Origin of the sequence: Bradyrhizobium sp. HKCCYLR20261 (assembly GCF_051168435.1) — a bacterium.
In the GTDB taxonomy this organism is placed as follows: domain Bacteria; phylum Pseudomonadota; class Alphaproteobacteria; order Rhizobiales; family Xanthobacteraceae; genus Bradyrhizobium.
The window spans coordinates 151986-167804 of record NZ_JBNPUZ010000011.1; the positions used below are offsets into that span (position 1 = coordinate 151986).

13 protein-coding genes are annotated in these 15819 nt (G+C 65.4%); 2 read left to right on the top strand and 11 right to left on the bottom strand.

Annotated features, from left to right (window positions below; all coding sequences use genetic code 11):
• Positions 1–361: 361 nt before the first annotated feature.
• Together ACQR1L_RS23885 and ACQR1L_RS23890 are read left to right on the top strand one after the other, a co-directional pair.
• Positions 362–1264 carry a tyrosine recombinase XerC gene (locus ACQR1L_RS23885; protein WP_434860419.1) on the top strand — a complete coding sequence of 301 codons (903 nt, stop codon included), beginning with the start codon at positions 362–364 and terminating at the stop codon, positions 1262–1264.
• An 81-nt stretch (positions 1265–1345) separates the two neighbouring features.
• Positions 1346–1936, top strand: a complete 591-nt coding sequence (locus ACQR1L_RS23890; protein ID WP_172184327.1) for a DUF4337 domain-containing protein — start codon at positions 1346–1348, stop codon at positions 1934–1936.
• A 227-nt stretch (positions 1937–2163) separates the two neighbouring features.
• Here the strand turns inward: ACQR1L_RS23890 and ACQR1L_RS23895 are convergent, their stop codons facing one another.
• The 11 genes from ACQR1L_RS23895 to ACQR1L_RS23945 form a co-directional block, all read right to left on the bottom strand.
• Positions 2164–2703: a hypothetical protein gene (locus ACQR1L_RS23895; protein WP_434860369.1), complete on the bottom strand. Its 540-nt coding sequence runs from the start codon at positions 2701–2703 to the stop codon at positions 2164–2166.
• A 131-nt stretch (positions 2704–2834) separates the two neighbouring features.
• Positions 2835–4238 carry a dihydrolipoyl dehydrogenase gene (gene lpdA / locus ACQR1L_RS23900; RefSeq protein ID WP_434860370.1) on the bottom strand — a complete coding sequence of 468 codons (1404 nt, stop codon included), beginning with the start codon at positions 4236–4238 and terminating at the stop codon, positions 2835–2837.
• A 47-nt stretch (positions 4239–4285) separates the two neighbouring features.
• A complete protein-coding gene (locus ACQR1L_RS23905) occupies positions 4286–5032 on the bottom strand; it encodes an SDR family oxidoreductase (RefSeq protein WP_006609290.1) in 747 nt (248 codons plus the stop codon).
• A gap of 66 nt (positions 5033–5098) precedes the next feature.
• Positions 5099–6340: a 2-oxoglutarate dehydrogenase complex dihydrolipoyllysine-residue succinyltransferase gene (gene odhB, locus ACQR1L_RS23910; protein ID WP_434860371.1), complete on the bottom strand. Its 1242-nt coding sequence runs from the start codon at positions 6338–6340 to the stop codon at positions 5099–5101.
• A gap of 144 nt (positions 6341–6484) precedes the next feature.
• The gene (locus ACQR1L_RS23915; protein ID WP_434860372.1) at positions 6485–9442 is read right to left on the bottom strand and encodes a 2-oxoglutarate dehydrogenase E1 component; all 2958 of its coding nucleotides are present in this window, start codon (positions 9440–9442) and stop codon (positions 6485–6487) included.
• Between the two features lie 136 nt (positions 9443–9578).
• The gene (gene sucD / locus ACQR1L_RS23920; RefSeq protein ID WP_434860373.1) at positions 9579–10463 is read right to left on the bottom strand and encodes a succinate--CoA ligase subunit alpha; all 885 of its coding nucleotides are present in this window, start codon (positions 10461–10463) and stop codon (positions 9579–9581) included.
• Between the two features lie 55 nt (positions 10464–10518).
• Entirely contained in the window at positions 10519–11715 is a 1197-nt protein-coding gene (gene sucC / locus ACQR1L_RS23925; protein WP_434860374.1) for an ADP-forming succinate--CoA ligase subunit beta, read from the bottom strand.
• A gap of 126 nt (positions 11716–11841) precedes the next feature.
• Complete coding sequence (gene mdh, locus ACQR1L_RS23930) at positions 11842–12810, bottom strand: malate dehydrogenase (protein ID WP_434860375.1); 969 nt, start codon at positions 12808–12810, stop codon at positions 11842–11844.
• Positions 12811–13034: 224 nt separating this feature from the next.
• Positions 13035–14216 (bottom strand): cell division protein ZapE, encoded by a 1182-nt coding sequence (zapE, locus tag ACQR1L_RS23935; RefSeq protein ID WP_434860376.1) that lies wholly within the window; start codon positions 14214–14216, stop codon positions 13035–13037.
• Between the two features lie 172 nt (positions 14217–14388).
• Positions 14389–14928: an RNA 2',3'-cyclic phosphodiesterase gene (gene thpR, locus ACQR1L_RS23940; protein ID WP_008964385.1), complete on the bottom strand. Its 540-nt coding sequence runs from the start codon at positions 14926–14928 to the stop codon at positions 14389–14391.
• 205 nt (positions 14929–15133) lie between these two features.
• The gene (locus ACQR1L_RS23945; RefSeq protein WP_434860420.1) at positions 15134–15766 is read right to left on the bottom strand and encodes an arylesterase; all 633 of its coding nucleotides are present in this window, start codon (positions 15764–15766) and stop codon (positions 15134–15136) included.
• Between the last annotated feature and the right edge of the window lie 53 nt (positions 15767–15819).

Here is a 15819-nt window from a genome sequence, read left to right on the forward strand (position 1 = left end):
TCTGACTCGACGAGTTGAGATCGAGCCTGTCGCCGCGAGCGCCGCTGCGCTCCCTCTCCCCGTTCTTCACGGGGAGAGGGTTGGGGTGAGGGGCAGCCGCACGGGTGGTTCACACCGTCCCCGCGGAGGCCCCCCTCACCCGGATTGCATCTTCGATGCAATCCGACCTCTCCCCGCCCTAGCGAAGCTTCGCTTCGCCCTGGCGGGGAGAGGTTGAGACCGAGCCCGCCGCGAGGATCTTCGCTCCATCAGACGCCGATCCAATCGCGAGCACGAGGCCATGGCAAAGACGAAAGCAGCGTCTGGAAACGAGTCCGAACTCCCCGACCTCATCGGCGCCGATGACGGCGTCGTGCGCGCGATGATGCAGTGGCTGGCGCATCTCAAGAGCGAGCGGCGGCTGTCTCCGAAGACGGTCGAGGCTTACGCCCGCGACCTCCGGCAGTGCCTGCAATTCCTCTGCACCCATTGGGGCGAGCCGGTCACGCTGGCGCGCTTCGCCGCGCTGGAGGCCGCCGACGTCAGAGCCTTCCTGGCGATGCGCCGCGCCGACGACATTGCCGGGCGCTCGCTGATGCGGACCTTGGCCGGCCTGCGTTCGTTCGGCCGTTTCCTCGAGCGCGAGGGCCAGGGCAAGGTCGGCGCCCTCTCCGGCGTGCGCGCGCCGAAGATCGCCAAAAGCCTGCCGAAGCCGCTGCCGATGGACTCCGCCAAGCGGCTCACTGACGCCGACGAGCGCGCCGGCGAGGCTCGCGAGACCTGGGTGCTGGCGCGCGACGCCGCCGTGATGGCGCTGCTGTACGGCTCCGGCCTGCGCATCTCCGAGGCGCTCGGCCTGAAGCGCCGCGAGGTGCCTCGGCCCGGCGAAGGCGACGTTCTGATCGTCACCGGCAAGGGCAACAAGACCCGCATGGTGCCGGTGCTGCAGAACGTGCTGGCGCTGATCGACGACTACGCTCGACTTTGCCCTTACCCGCTGCCGGCTGAAGGCCCGATGTTCCTCGGCGCCAAGGGCGGCCCCTTGAGCCCGCGCATCATCCAGCTCGCGATGGAGCGGCTGCGCGGCGCGCTGGGACTGCCCGACAGCGCGACGCCGCACGCGCTGCGCCATTCCTTCGCGACTCACCTGTTGTCACGCGGCGGCGATCTGCGCGCGATCCAGGAGCTGCTCGGCCACGCCTCGCTGTCGACGACGCAAATCTATACCGGCATCGATTCCGAGCGCCTGCTGCAGGTCTACGCGTCAGCGCATCCGCGGCGCTGACACGGTTTCGTCACATCGTTTCCCTTGCGCCGCCTCCGCCGTTCCGGCAATCGTTCCGTCGCTTGATCCGGAGGGGAACAGATGGGCGCACATGAAAGCATGGAGCATGCGGAGCATGCCGAGCACGCATCGGGCTCGAACAAGAAGATCGCGCTGCTGATCTCGGTGATCGCGCTGTTCCTGGCGCTTTCGGAGACGCTCGGCAAGGGCGCGCAGACCGAATCGATCAGCAAGAACGTCGAGGCGTCCAATCTCTGGGCGTTCTTCCAGGCCAAGACGGTGCGCCGCACGGTGGTGCAGACTGCGGCCGAGCAGGGCAAGCTGAACCTCCCGGCGCTGCCCGACGAGGCCACCAAAGCCAGCCTGCAGAAGCAGATCGACGACTGGCAGAAGAATGCGGCGCGCTACCGCTCGGAGCCGGAGACCGGCGAAGGCAGCGAGCAGCTCGCCGCCCGCGCCAAGCACGCCGAGGAGGAGCGCGACCTCGCCACGGCGAAGTACCACCACTACGAGCTGGCGTCGGCCGCCTTCCAGATCGGGATCGTGCTGGCGTCGGCGACGATCATCACCGGCATGCTGGTGCTCGCCTGGGCCTCCGGCGCGCTCGCGCTGGTCGGCATCGCGATGACGATGCTCGGCCTGTTCCAGCCGCATCTGCTTCATCTGCACTGAGGTCGGCAGGCAGTCGCTTTCCCAGAGCCGCTAGCACCGTCATTCCGGGGCAAGGCCGAAAGGCCTTGAACCCGGAATCTCGACGTGGGCTGGGGTTCTTTTTCAACAATCTCGAGATTCCGGGTTCAATCATCAGCGCGCTGCCACGTTGCGGCTGCGCACTGATGATTGCCCCGGAATGACGGACGGATGGTGGGGGATGAACGGCCTCGCCGCGACAAGCAGCGTCAGCGTGCCTGCACGCTGCGGCGGAAGCGCATGATCTGGCGGATGACGCGGGATGACCAGCCGCCGGTGTTGCCGCCGATGAGGTCGTTGAGGATGCCGCGGGCGCGCTGCTTGATCGGGTCGACCAGCTCGGCCGCCTTCCGGCGCAAGGTCAGCACGGCTTCATAGAGCCAGGCGAACCAGCCCATCTGCAGCAGCTTGGCTCGCGTGACGTCGAAGATGAACGCGGTGATGCCGACGCCGGCCATCTTGCCGAACACGATCGTGACCAGCGCCAGCTTCCATTGGTGGTGCATCAGCAGCCACATGCCGAGCAGCTTGAGCGGAAACAGCAGCACGACTGGCACGATGAACACGACCAGGGTCAGCATCGGCGACAGCGTCTCGATCCTCGCGGCCAGCCACAGCTTGAGGCGGCGCAGCGGGATCGCGGCGACGATGCGCGCCACGATCGGCTCGAGATGGTCCCACAGCCAGGCTTCGATCAGGAAGATGATCGCAAGCAGGACCCAGAACGGCTGAAGCAGGCGGCGCAGCATGGCTCTCCATCTCGGCCCCGGCCTCAGCAGCGAGGCCGCCATGACCATGCGACCTCGAATCTTGCCGTTTGGTTCAGCGTGGCCGGCAGGCCATTTTGTCGCACCTGCCGATCACGCCCACCGGGCACAGGTCACATGTGGATGGCACGCTTGCCCACTGCAAGGGCGGCTTCCTTGACGGCCTCCGACCGGGTCGGATGCGCGTGGCAGGTGCGTGCCAGATCCTCGGCCGAGCCACCGAACTCCATCAATACGGCGGCTTCGTGGATCATCTCGCCGGCCTCGCGGCCGATGATGTGGGCGCCGAGCACGCGATCGGTCTTCGCATCCGCGAGGATCTTCACGAAGCCGTCAGTGGTCTGGTTCACCTTGGAACGGCCGTTCGCGGTAAACGGAAACTTACCGACGGTATAGGCGATGCCGGCCTGCTTCAGTTCATCCTCGGTCTTGCCGACGGAAGCGACTTCCGGCGTGGTGTAGACCACGCCCGGAATGACGTCGTAGTTCACGTGGCCGGCCTGGCCGGCGAGGATCTCGGCGCACGCGACGCCTTCGTCCTCGGCCTTGTGCGCGAGCATCGGCCCCGCGACGACGTCGCCGATCGCGTAGACGCCGGGAACGCTGGTCGCGAAATGATGATCGATCTGGACGCGGCCGCGATTGTCGAGCACCACGCCCGCCTCCTGCAGGCCCAGGCCGTCGGTGTAGGGCACGCGGCCGATCGCGACCAGCACGACGTCGGCTTCGATCTTTTCAGGCGCACCACCGGCCGCCGGCTCAATCGTCGCCGACAGCGTCGCGCCCGAGGTGTCGACGCCGGTGACCTTGGCGCCGAGCTTGAACGCAAAGCCCTGCTTTTCGAGGATGCGCTGGAACTGCTTGGCGATCTCCAGGTCCATGCCAGGCAGGATGCGGTCGAGGAATTCGACCACGGTGACCTTGGCGCCGAGGCGGCGCCACACCGAGCCGAGTTCGAGCCCGATCACGCCGGCGCCCACCACCAGCAGGCCCGACGGCACCTTGTCCAGCGCCAGCGCGCCGGTCGACGACACGATGCGCTTCTCGTCGATCTCGATACCCTTGAGCCGCGCGATGTCCGAGCCGGTGGCGATCACGATGTTCTTGGTCTCGACCGTCTGCGCAGCGCCGTCTTTGGCCGTCACCTGCACCTTGCCGGTGCCCAGGATCTTGCCCTTGCCCTGGAGGACGTCGATCTTGTTCTTCTTCATCAGGAACTCGACACCCTTGGTGTTGCCGTCGATGCCCTGCTGCTTGAAGTTCATCATCGACGGCAGATCGACCTCGGGCTTCGACACCTTGATGCCCATCTTGGCGAAGGAGTGCCCGGCCTCCTCGAACAGCTCGGAGGCGTGCAGCAGCGCCTTCGAGGGCATGCAGCCGACGTTGAGGCAGGTGCCGCCGAGGGTGGCGTTCTTCTCGACCACCGCCACCTTCATGCCGAGCTGCGCTGCGCGGATGGCGCAGACATAACCACCGGGGCCGGTGCCGATGACGACGAGATCGTAGTTAGCCATGATCGAATGTTCCGTAAGCTTGTAGTCTGAGAGGTTAGCGACGGTCGTCAGCGTCCGCCCGACACGTCGAGAATGGCCGAAGTGACATAAGAAGCTTCGTCCGACAGCAGCCAGACGATGGCATTGGCGATTTCCTCGGAGGTGCCAACGCGCTTCATCGGCACCAGCGGGGCCAGACGATGCGCGCGATCGGGCTCACCGCCGGAGGCGTGAATTTCGGTGTCGATCAGGCCGGGCCTGATTGCGGCGACGCGGATACCTTCGTTCGCAACCTCGTGGCCGAGGCCAACGGTGAAGGAATCGATTGCGCCCTTCGAGGCCGCGTAGTCGACATAGGTGTTGGGCGAGCCGAGCTTGGCCGCGACCGACGACAGGTTGATGATGACACCGCCCTGCCCGCCGTGCCGCGTCGACATCCGCTTCACGGCCTCTCTTGCGCAGAGAATGCTGCCGGTGACATTGACCGCCATCAAGCGTTCGATGCGTTCCGCGCTCATCTCGTCGACGCGAGTCGTCGGGCCGACGATGCCGGCATTGTTGATGAGGGCGCCGAGCGTCCCGAATTTATCCGCCGCCTTGAACAGCGCGAGAATGTCGTGCTCGCGGCCGACGTCGCATTTCACCGCGATCGCCTTGCCGTTCTTGGCCTCGATCGCGGCGACCGTGCTCTGCGCCGCCGCCTCGTTGGATGCGTAGCCGACCACGATCTTGAAGCCGCGCGACGCGGCGGCGATTGCGGTGGCGCGGCCGATGCCGCGGCTGCCGCCGGTGATCACTGCAACCCTGTCGGTCATGATGGCCCCCGTTAGGTTTGAGGCGCGCCTCTCAGCGCGCCTCCCGAGCATCAACTATCAGGTCGATCAGAGATCCAGAACGAGCCGCGCCGGATCTTCCAGGCTTTCCTTGACGCGCACCAGGAAGGTCACCGCTTCCTTGCCGTCGATGACGCGGTGATCGTAGGACAGCGCCAGATACATCATCGGGCGGACCTCGATCTTGCCGCCGACCACGACCGGACGCTCCTGGATCTTGTGCATGCCGAGGATGCCTGACTGCGGCGCGTTCAGGATCGGGGTCGACATCAGCGAGCCGTAGATGCCGCCATTGGTGATCGTGAAGGTGCCGCCCTGCATCTCGTCGATCTTGAGCTGGCCGTCACGGGCGCGGCGGCCGAAATCGGCGATGCCCTTCTCGATGTCGGCGATCGACTTGTGGTCGCAGTCGCGCACCACCGGCACGACCAGGCCCTTGTCGGTGCCGACGGCGACGCCGATGTGGTAGTAGTTCTTGTAGATCAGGTCGCTGCCGTCGATCTCGGCGTTGACGGCCGGGATGTCCTTCAGCGCCTGCACGACGGCCTTGGTGAAGAAGCCCATGAAGCCGAGCTTCGAGCCGTGCTTCTTCTCGAACACGTCCTTGTACTGGCTGCGCAGCGCCATGACGTTGGTCATGTCGACCTCGTTGAAGGTCGTCAGCATCGCCGCGGTGTTCTGCACGTCCTTGAGGCGGCGCGCGATGGTCTGGCGCAGCCGGGTCATCTTGACGCGCTCTTCGCGGGCGGCGTCATCGGCCGGCGACGGCGCACGCACCTGCACGGCGGCGGCCGGCTGATTGACCGGGGTCGGCGCCGAGGCGGCGCGCTCGATCGCGGCCAGCATGTCGCCCTTGGTGACGCGGCCGTCCTTGCCGGAGCCGGGAACGGTGGTGGCATCGACGCCGCTCTCGGCGGAGAGCTTGCGGACCGACGGGGCCTGCGGCGTATCGGCGGGCAGCGCCTTGGCCGGCGCGGGCGCGGCAGCCGGAGCAGCCGCGGCGGGCTTGGCCGGGGCCGTCGCGGGAGCAGCAGCGGCCGGCTTCGCGGCAACAGCGCCATCATTGATCTGGCCGAGCAGCGCGCCGACGGCGACGGTCTCGCCGTCCTTGGCGATGATCTCGCCGAGCGTGCCGGCCGACGGCGCGGGCACCTCGATGGTCACCTTGTCGGTCTCGAGCTCGACGAGCGGCTCGTCGACGGCGACGGCGTCGCCCGCCTTCTTGAACCAGCGGCCGATGGTGGCTTCGGTGACGGATTCACCGAGCGTCGGAACGCGAATTTCAGTCATGGTCTCTATCCTCAATAACCCGTGCGGTCATACAGCCCGTCCGCCATCGCCTTGCGGCGAGCAAGCGATGCGACACGGACAATCAACGCGATGGACTGGTACTTGCGCCCCGCAAGGATCTGCGGGGCGCCTTCAAAGGCAGGTTCAGTTCAGGGCTTCGTCGAGCAGCGCCTTGAGCTGGGCGAGATGCTTGGACATCAGGCCCGTGGCAGTCGCAGCCGACGCGGCGCGGCCGGCATAGCGCGGACGCTTGCTCTTGCCGCCGGTCTGGTTCAGCACCCATTCGAGATACGGCTCGATGAAATGCCAGGCGCCCATGTTGCGCGGCTCTTCCTGGCACCACACGACCTCGGCATTCTTGAAGCGGCCGAGCTCGACGACCAGCGCCTTGAGCGGCACGGGATAGAGCTGCTCGATGCGCATCAGATAGACGTCGTTCAGCCCGCGCTTCTCGCGCTCGTCATAAAGGTCGTAGTAGACCTTGCCCGAGCACAGCACGATGCGGCGGATCTGATCGTCCGGCACCAGCTTGGTCTTGTCGTCCGCCTGCATCTGGGCGTCATCGTACAGGATGCGGTGGAACGTCGTGCCCTTGGCCAGCTCCTCCAGCCGCGACACCGCGCGCTTGTGGCGCAGCAGCGACTTCGGCGTCATCACGATCAGCGGCTTGCGGATCTCGCGATGCAACTGACGGCGCAGCACGTGGAAGTAGTTAGCCGGCGTGGTCGGGTAGACCACCTGCATGTTGTCCTCGGCGCACATCTGCAGATAGCGCTCGAGACGGGCCGACGAATGCTCCGGACCCTGGCCCTCATAGCCGTGCGGCAGCAGGCAGACGAGACCGGACATGCGCAGCCATTTGCGCTCGCCGGACGAGATGAACTGGTCGAACAGCACCTGGGCGCCGTTGGCGAAGTCGCCGAACTGCGCTTCCCAGAGCGTCAGGGCATTCGGCTCGGCGAGCGAATAGCCGTATTCGAAGCCGAGCACGGCTTCTTCCGAGAGCAGCGAGTTGATGACCTCGAAGTGGCCCTGTTCGGGCGCCAGATGGTTGAACGGCGTGTAGCGGCTCTCGTCCTCCTGGTCGATCAGCACCGAATGGCGCTGCGAGAACGTGCCGCGCTCGCAATCCTGGCCTGACAGGCGCACCTTGTGACCTTCGAGCAGGAGCGAGCAATAGGCCAGAGCTTCGCCCGTGGCCCAGTCGAGCCCGATGCCGCTGTCGATCGCCTTGGCGCGGTTCTCGAGGAAGCGCTGGATCGTGCGGTGCAGGCGGAAGCCGTCCGGCACCTTGGTGATCTTGCGGCCGATCTCCTTGAGACGGTCGATCTCGACGCCGGTGACGCCGCGGCGCGCTTCTTCTTCCTGGTCGGCGGACTTCAAGCCCGCCCACTTGCCGTCGAGCCAATCGGCCTTGTTCGGACGATAGGACGTGCCGGCCTCGAACTCGGCGTCGAGACGGGCGCGCCAGTCGGCCTTGGCCTTGTCGACCTCGCCCTCGGTCATCACGCTCTCGGCGACCAGGCGCTTGGAGTAGATCTCCAGGGTCGTCGCATGGCCGGCGATCTTCTTGTACATCACCGGCTGGGTGAACGCGGGCTCGTCACCTTCGTTGTGGCCATGCCGGCGATAGCAGAACATGTCGATCACGACCGGCTTGTGGAATTTCTGCCGGAACTCGATCGCGACCTTGGCCGCGAACACCACCGCTTCCGGATCGTCGCCGTTCACGTGGAAGATCGGAGCGTCGATCATCTTGGCAACGTCGGACGGATACGGCGACGAGCGCGAGTAGCGCGGATAGGTCGTGAAGCCGATCTGGTTGTTCACGATGAAATGAATCGAGCCACCTGTCCGGTAGCCCTTCAGGTCGGACAGCGCGAAGCACTCGGCCACGACGCCCTGGCCGGCAAAGGCCGCGTCGCCATGCATCAAGAGCGGCAGCACCGAGATGCGCATGTCGGGCGGATCGCCGTGCTGGTCCTGCTTGGCGCGGACCTTGCCGAGCACCACGGGGTCGACGATCTCGAGATGCGACGGGTTGGCGGTCAGCGACAGATGGATGCGGTTGCCGTCGAACTCGCGGTCCGACGAGGCGCCGAGGTGATACTTGACGTCGCCCGAACCTTCGACTGCGTCGGGATTGGCCGAGCCGCCCTTGAACTCATGAAACAGCGCGCGGTGCGGCTTGCCCATGACCTGGGTGAGGACGTTAAGGCGGCCGCGATGCGGCATGCCGAGCACGATCTCCTTCACGCCGAGATTGCCGCCGCGCTTGATGATCTGCTCCAGCGCGGGGATCAGCGACTCGCCGCCGTCGAGGCCGAAGCGCTTGGTGCCGGTGAACTTGACGTCGCAGAACTTCTCAAAGCCCTCGGCCTCGACCAGCTTCTGCAGGATGGCGCGACGGCCCTCGCGGGTGAACGAGATCTCCTTGTCCGGCCCCTCGATGCGCTCCTGAATCCAGGCCTTCTGCGCGGCATTCGAGATGTGCATGAACTCGACGCCGAGCGTCTGGCAATAGGTGCGCTCGCAGATCGCGACGATCTCGCGCAGCGAGCCGTATTCGAGGCCGAGCACGTGATCGAGGAAGATCTTGCGGTCGTAATCGGCTTCGGTGAAGCCGTAGGAGCGCGGGTCGAGCTCCTCGCGGTTCTTCGGCGCCTCGATGCCGAGCGGGTCGAGCTTGGCGTGGAAGTGGCCACGCATGCGGTAGGCGCGGATCAGCATCAACGCGCGGACAGAGTCGCGGGTGGCCTGGTTGACGTCGGCCGGCGACAATTCGACGCCCTTGGTCTGCGCCTTGGCGGCGATCTTCTCGCCGACCTTCTTCTCGACCACGGCCCAGTTGCCGTCCAGAGCCGAGGTCAATTCGTCGCGGGGGGAGACCGGCCAGTTGCTGCGCGCCCAGGAGGGGCCCGAGGCGTTCTTCTGAACGTCGGCCGGCGCGTCCTTCAGGCTCTTGAAGAACTCCTGCCACTCCGGGTCGACCGAAGCGGGGTCCTTCTCGTAGCGCGCGTAGATCTCATCGATGTAGGTGGCATTGGTGCCCTGCAGAAAAGACGACAGGGCGAAGGCGGCGTTCGCATCTTGGCGAGACATGGTAGCGTCCTGGTAATTTCGATGCGCCCATCAAAAACGGCGCAATGCCTGACCCCGTGGAAGGGGTCAGGCTCGGGTTAGGACGGTTTACCTTATTCTTTGTAAAGATGCGCCCCGAAAAGTACTAAACCCTGAATCAGGACTTCAACTTTTCGACGAGCGTCTTGCCCAGGCGTGCGGGCGACGGGGAGACTGTAATACCAGCGGCTTCCATCGCCGCGGTCTTGGATCCGGCATCGCCCTTGCCGCCCGAGATGATCGCGCCGGCATGGCCCATGCGGCGGCCGGGAGGGGCGGTGACGCCGGCGATGAATCCGACCATCGGTTTCTTGCGGCCGCGCCTGGCTTCGTCCTTGATGAACTGCGCCGCGTCCTCCTCGGCCGAGCCGCCGATCTCGCCGATCATGATGATCGACTCGGTCTTGGGGTCGGCCAGGAACATCTCGAGCATGTCGATGAACTCGGTGCCCTTAACCGGGTCGCCGCCGATGCCGACCGCGGTGGTCTGGCCGAGGCCCTCGGAGGTGGTCTGGAACACGGCTTCATAGGTCAGGGTGCCGGAGCGCGACACGATGCCGACCGAGCCGGGCTTGAAGATGTTGGCCGGCATGATGCCGATCTTGCACTCGCCGGCGGTCATGACGCCCGGGCAGTTCGGCCCGATCAGGCGCGACTTGGAGCCCACGAGCGAGCGCTTGACGCGGACCATGTCCAGCACCGGGATGCCCTCGGTGATGCAGACGATGAGCGGCACTTCCGCGTCGATCGCCTCGCAGATCGCATCGGCCGCGCCCGGCGGCGGCACGTAGATCACCGAGGCGTCGGCGCCGGTGGCCTCGCGGGCCTCCTTCACGGTGTCGAACACGGGCAGGCCGAGATGGGTCGAGCCGCCTTTGCCCGGCGAGGTGCCGCCGACCATCTTGGTGCCGTAGGCGATCGCCGCCTCGGAGTGGAAGGTGCCGTTCTTGCCAGTGAAGCCCTGGCAGATGACCTTGGTGTTCTTGTCGATGAGAATGGACATCGTGCTTTCTCTAAAAGCGTTGCGGTGAGGACGAAGCGAGCGCCAGAACCGGCGCTCAGCCTCCCTTGACGGCCTTGACGATCTTCTGCGCGGCGTCGTCGAGATTGTCGGCGGGCAGCACGTTCAGACCGGACTCGCTGATGATCTTCTTGCCGAGATCGACATTGGTGCCTTCGAGGCGCACCACCAGCGGCACCTTCAGGCCGACTTCCTTCACCGCGGCCACGACGCCCTCGGCGATGACATCGCACTTCATGATGCCGCCGAAGATGTTGACCAGGATGCCCTTCACGTTCGGGTCGGCGGTGATGATCTTGAAGGCCGCCGCGACCTTCTCCTTGCTGGCGCCGCCGCCGACGTCGAGGAAGTTGGCGGGCTCCATGCCGTAGAGCTTGATGATGTCCATCGTCGCCATGGCGAGGCCGGCGCCGTTGACCATGCAGCCGATGGTGCCGTCGAGCGCGACGTAGTTGAGGTCGTACTTGGAGGCCTCGATCTCCTTGGCGTCCTCTTCCGTCTCGTCGCGCAGCGCGACGACTTCCGGATGCTTGAACAGCGCGTTGGAGTCGAACGACACCTTGGCGTCGAGCACGCGCAGGTGGCCCTGCTTGGTGACGACCAGCGGGTTGATCTCCAGCATCGCCATGTCCTTGGCGACGAACGCGGTATAGAGCTGGGTCGTGAGCTTCTCGGCCTGCTTGGCGAGGTCGCCGGTGAGCTTCAGCGCCTTGGCGACGGCGCGGCCGTGATGGCCCATGACGCCGGTGGCCGGGTCGACCGAGAAGGTGATGATCTTCTCAGGCGTGCTGTGCGCGACGTCCTCGATGTTGACGCCGCCTTCGGTCGACACCACGAACGCGACCTTCGAGGTCTCGCGGTCGACCAGCAGCGACAGATAGAATTCCTTGTCGATGTCCGAGCCGTCCTCGATGTAGAGGCGGTTGACCTGCTTGCCATCCGGGCCGGTCTGCACGGTCACCAGGGTCGCGCCGAGCATCTGCTTGGCGAAGGCGTTGACCTCGTCGATCGACTTGGCGAGGCGGACGCCGCCCTTGTCGCCGGCCGAGGCCTCCTTGAACTTGCCCTTGCCACGGCCGCCGGCGTGGATCTGGCTCTTCACGACCCAGACCGGACCGCCGAGCGTCTTCGCCGCGGCATCGGAGTCCTCCGGACGGAGAACCGGCACGCCCTTGGAAATCGGCACGCCGAACTCGTGCAGCAGTGCCTTGGCCTGATATTCGTGAATGTTCATAAGCGCTTGCTCCCCGAACCCCCGCTGGGGTGGTGACGTCTAAAAGTGTTTTGCGGATGCTTGGTATACCATATACCAAGCATCCTGCAACTCATCGGAGCGGGCTAGGCGCCCGCCCTGCTACCTTCAGCGGCCGAGCAGGTCGGGCGCGATCTTCTTGCAGGCGTCGACCAGGCCCTGGACGGCGGCGACCGACTTGTCGAAGGCTTCGCGGTCCTTGCCGGCCAGCTCGATCTCGACGATGCGCTCGACACCCTTCGAGCCGATCACGACGGGAACGCCGACATACATGTCCTTGACGCCGAACTCGCCATTGAGGTGAGCGGCGCAGGGCAGCACGCGCTTCTTGTCGCGCAGATAGCTCTCGGCCATCGCGATCGCCGACGCCGCCGGGGCGTAGTAGGCCGAACCGGTCTTGAGCAGGTTGACGATTTCGGCGCCGCCATTGCGGGTGCGGTCGACGATCTCGTCGATGCGGGCTTGCGAGGTCCAGCCCATCTTGACGAGGTCGGGCAGCGGAATGCCGGCGACGGTCGAGTACTTGGTCAGCGGCACCATCGTGTCGCCATGGCCGCCGAGCACGAAGGCGGTAACGTCTTCCACGGACACGTTGAACTCATCGGCCAGGAAGTAGCGGAAGCGCGCGCTGTCGAGCACGCCGGCCATGCCGACGACCTTCTTGGCCGGAAGGCCCGAGGCCTTCTGCAGCGCCCAGACCATCGCGTCGAGCGGGTTGGTGATGCAGATGACGAAGGCGTCGGGGGCGTACTTCTTGATGCCGGCGCCGACCTGCTCCATGACCTTGAGGTTGATCGACAGCAGATCGTCGCGGCTCATGCCCGGCTTGCGCGGCACGCCGGCGGTGACGATGCACACCTTGGCGTTGTCGAGAGCCTCGTAGGAGTTGGCGCCGGAGTAGTGGGCGTCGAAGCCGTCGACCGGTGAGGACTGCGCGATGTCGAGTGCCTTGCCCTGCGGAACGCCTTCGGCAATGTCGAACATCACGACATCGCCCAGCTCCTTGAGGCCGACGAGGTGAGCCAGCGTTCCGCCGATCTGACCGGAGCCAATCAAAGCAATCTTGTCGCGCGCCATGGCAAATTTTCCTTTGAACCCGAAGGGGTGGGGAGGTTGAAAAGTCGAGTGGGTGGTTATCCCTTTCGCCCGGGCCATTCAAGTCACGCTATGGCCAATTGACGGGCGTGCCTTGATTTCGATCAGGACCGGGCGACGGGTGCTGATGATCCTTTCAGCATGATTGACGTGGCCTTTTCGCGGCTGTGTGCCCGGAGCCGGGCGCTGCCGAACTCCGGTGTTTGTCAGGTTTCGACCAGCCCCGTAGAAGTCCCGGAAGCGGCGGAGTCCTTCCGTCCGTGCGGCAGGGCCAGATAGGACTCCGAGCCCATCTCGATCAGGCGCGACGACGTGCGCTTGAACTCCATGGCCTCGATGCCGTCGGTCGCAACGTAGAGCGAGATCGGGTCCGCATCCGCCGAGGCGATCAGCTTGACGGCGTTGTCGTACAAGGTGTCGATGAAGGTAATGAAACGCTTGGCGGCATTGCGCTCGGCGTAGTCCATCACCGGGATGTGGTCGACCAGGATGGTGTGATAGTCGTGCGCGAGCCGCAGATAGTCGGACGCCGCAAGCGGCTTCTCACAAAGGTCCGCAAATCCGAAGCGGGCGACGCCATTGGCCGAGCACGGCACATGCAGCAGGCGCCCCTTGATGGTGATGTCGCGTGACTTGCACGGCGCGTTGCCGGTCAGCCTCCCCCAGGCCTTGTCGAGCGCGGCGCGCGCAGCGGCGTCGGCCGGCACCAGCCACATCTTCACGCCGGCCAGCTTCTCCAGCCGGAAGTCGGTCCGCGCATCCAGCCGTGCCACATCCATGTGATCGGCGATCTGCTTGATGAAGGGCAGGAACAATGCGCGGTTGAGGCCGCCTTTGTAGAGATCCTCCGGCGCGACGTTGGAGGTCGCGACCACGACTGTGCCGAGTTCGAACAGTTTGGCGAACAGCCGACCCAGGATCATCGCGTCGGCAATGTCGGTGACGTGGAATTCGTCGAAGCAGAGCAGCCAGGCCTGGTCGAAGATCGCCTGTGCGGTGAGCCCGATGACATCGGCGTCGGCAAGTTCGCCGCGCGCGATGTTCTGGCGATAGCCGTAGATGCGCTCGTGCACCTCGGCCATGAATTCGTGGAAATGCGCGCGGCGCTTGTGCTCGACCGGACAGTTCTGGAAGAACAGGTCCATCAGCATGGTCTTGCCGCGGCCGACCTCGCCATGGACATAGAGGCCGCTCGGCGGCTCGCTCTTGTCGGAAAAGAGGCGACCGAACAGGCTCTGCTTTCGCGCCGGCTTATAGGTGGAGAGGCGCCGCTCCAGCGCCGCCAGGGCATCGGCGACCTCGGCCTGGGCCGGATCGGCTTCGATCGCGCCGGTGTCGACCAGCGACTGATATTGCGCGCGGAACGCGTCTGAGGGAGTGGACAGCATGAGCCCACTCTAGGTCATGAGACTAACGGAAAATGCAATCCGCAAATGGTGGAAGCCGCCATGCAGCCGGGCCGTGGGATCGTGGTATATGGCACGCAAACGCCGCCGCGGGAATTAGTCCGCGGCTAACGACGTCTGGCTTCCGTCAATCTGGCTCGCGTCAGCCGCAACCTCAGGCGGCGCACAGATCGTAGGCGTCCTCGACGACATAGGGCCCGCCTCCCGTGGAAGCACGGGACGAGAACAGCACGAAACGCTCGGCCATGAACACCCGGCTCGGGAAGTAGCCGCGGACCGAGAGATAGTCGGCCACATCCTGGCTGGAGGCATCGTGCAGCCGCGCCAAGGTGACATGGGGCACGAACTTGCGGCCCTCCGGGTCGAGCCCGATCCGCTGCATCATCCGCTCCAGCTCGGCCTGTAGCTCGATCAGCGGCCGGCTTGGCGCGATGTTGGCAACCACGGCGCGCGGCTTGCGGCCGCCGAAACTGGAGAGCCCCTGCACCGTCACCTCGAACGGCTTGCGGTTCACCCGCCACAGCATCGCGGCGATCTCGTTGGCGGAGGCGCCGTCGATGTCGCCGATGAAGCGCAAGGTCACGTGATAATTTTCAGGATCGATCCAGCGGGCGCCGGGAAGGCCACCCCGCAGAGTGGAGAGGGTCTGGCCGACTTCGGCCGGGATCTCCAGTCCAGTAAACAGACGCGGCATCGTTTCAGGACTCCCGATGCTGGAGGCTGATCTCGAAAGGTGACGAGATCATGCCTTGACGAGATGATCGACGACGAATCGCCGATGCAACATTCCTACCGAACTTATATGACTCCGCGACGGAAGCAGCGTTAACGCCGTGAAAACCTGCGGAAAACCCGGTCCTTAAGGTTATCGCAAATGTCCGGCCGGCGGCTTCGTTCCGTCATTGCCCACGAAGCGGACGCAGGAATGCTTCCGCCGTAGGCAGCATCCGGGACACGATGATGTCGACGCCGGCAGCCGTGGGGTGAATGCCGTCCGCCTGGTTGAGCTTGGCGTCGGCGGCGACGCCGTCGAGGAAGAACGGATAGAGCGGGACGCCGAACTCCTTGGCGAGATCGGGATAGATCGCGTTGAATTTCGCAGCGTAGTCGCTGCCGTAATTCGGCGGCGCCAGCATGCCGCACAGCATGACCGCGATGCCGCGCGCCTTCAGCCTGGTGACGATCTCGGTCAGCGCCTTGCGCGTCACGGCAGGATCGATGCCGCGCAGCGCGTCGTTGGCGCCGAGTTCGACGATGACAGCCTCGGTGCCGTCGGCCACCGACCAGTCGAGCCGGTCGCGACCGCCCGACGAGGTGTCGCCGGACACTCCGGCATTGGTCAGGTCGATCGCCAGCCCCTTGGCCTGCAACGCCTTTTGCAGCTTGGACGGAAAGGAATCCGACGCCGAGAGGCCGAGGCCGGCGCTCAAGGAGTCACCGAGCACGACGAGCTTGATGGGCTTCCCGGCGTCGGCGCCCGCGAACACCGGTCCGGCTGTCATCAAGGCGAGCATCAACACGAGTATGTGCACGAAGATGCGTCCGCGCCCCTCGACCCGGCTTGCGGAGTTGCCATATGACCGAG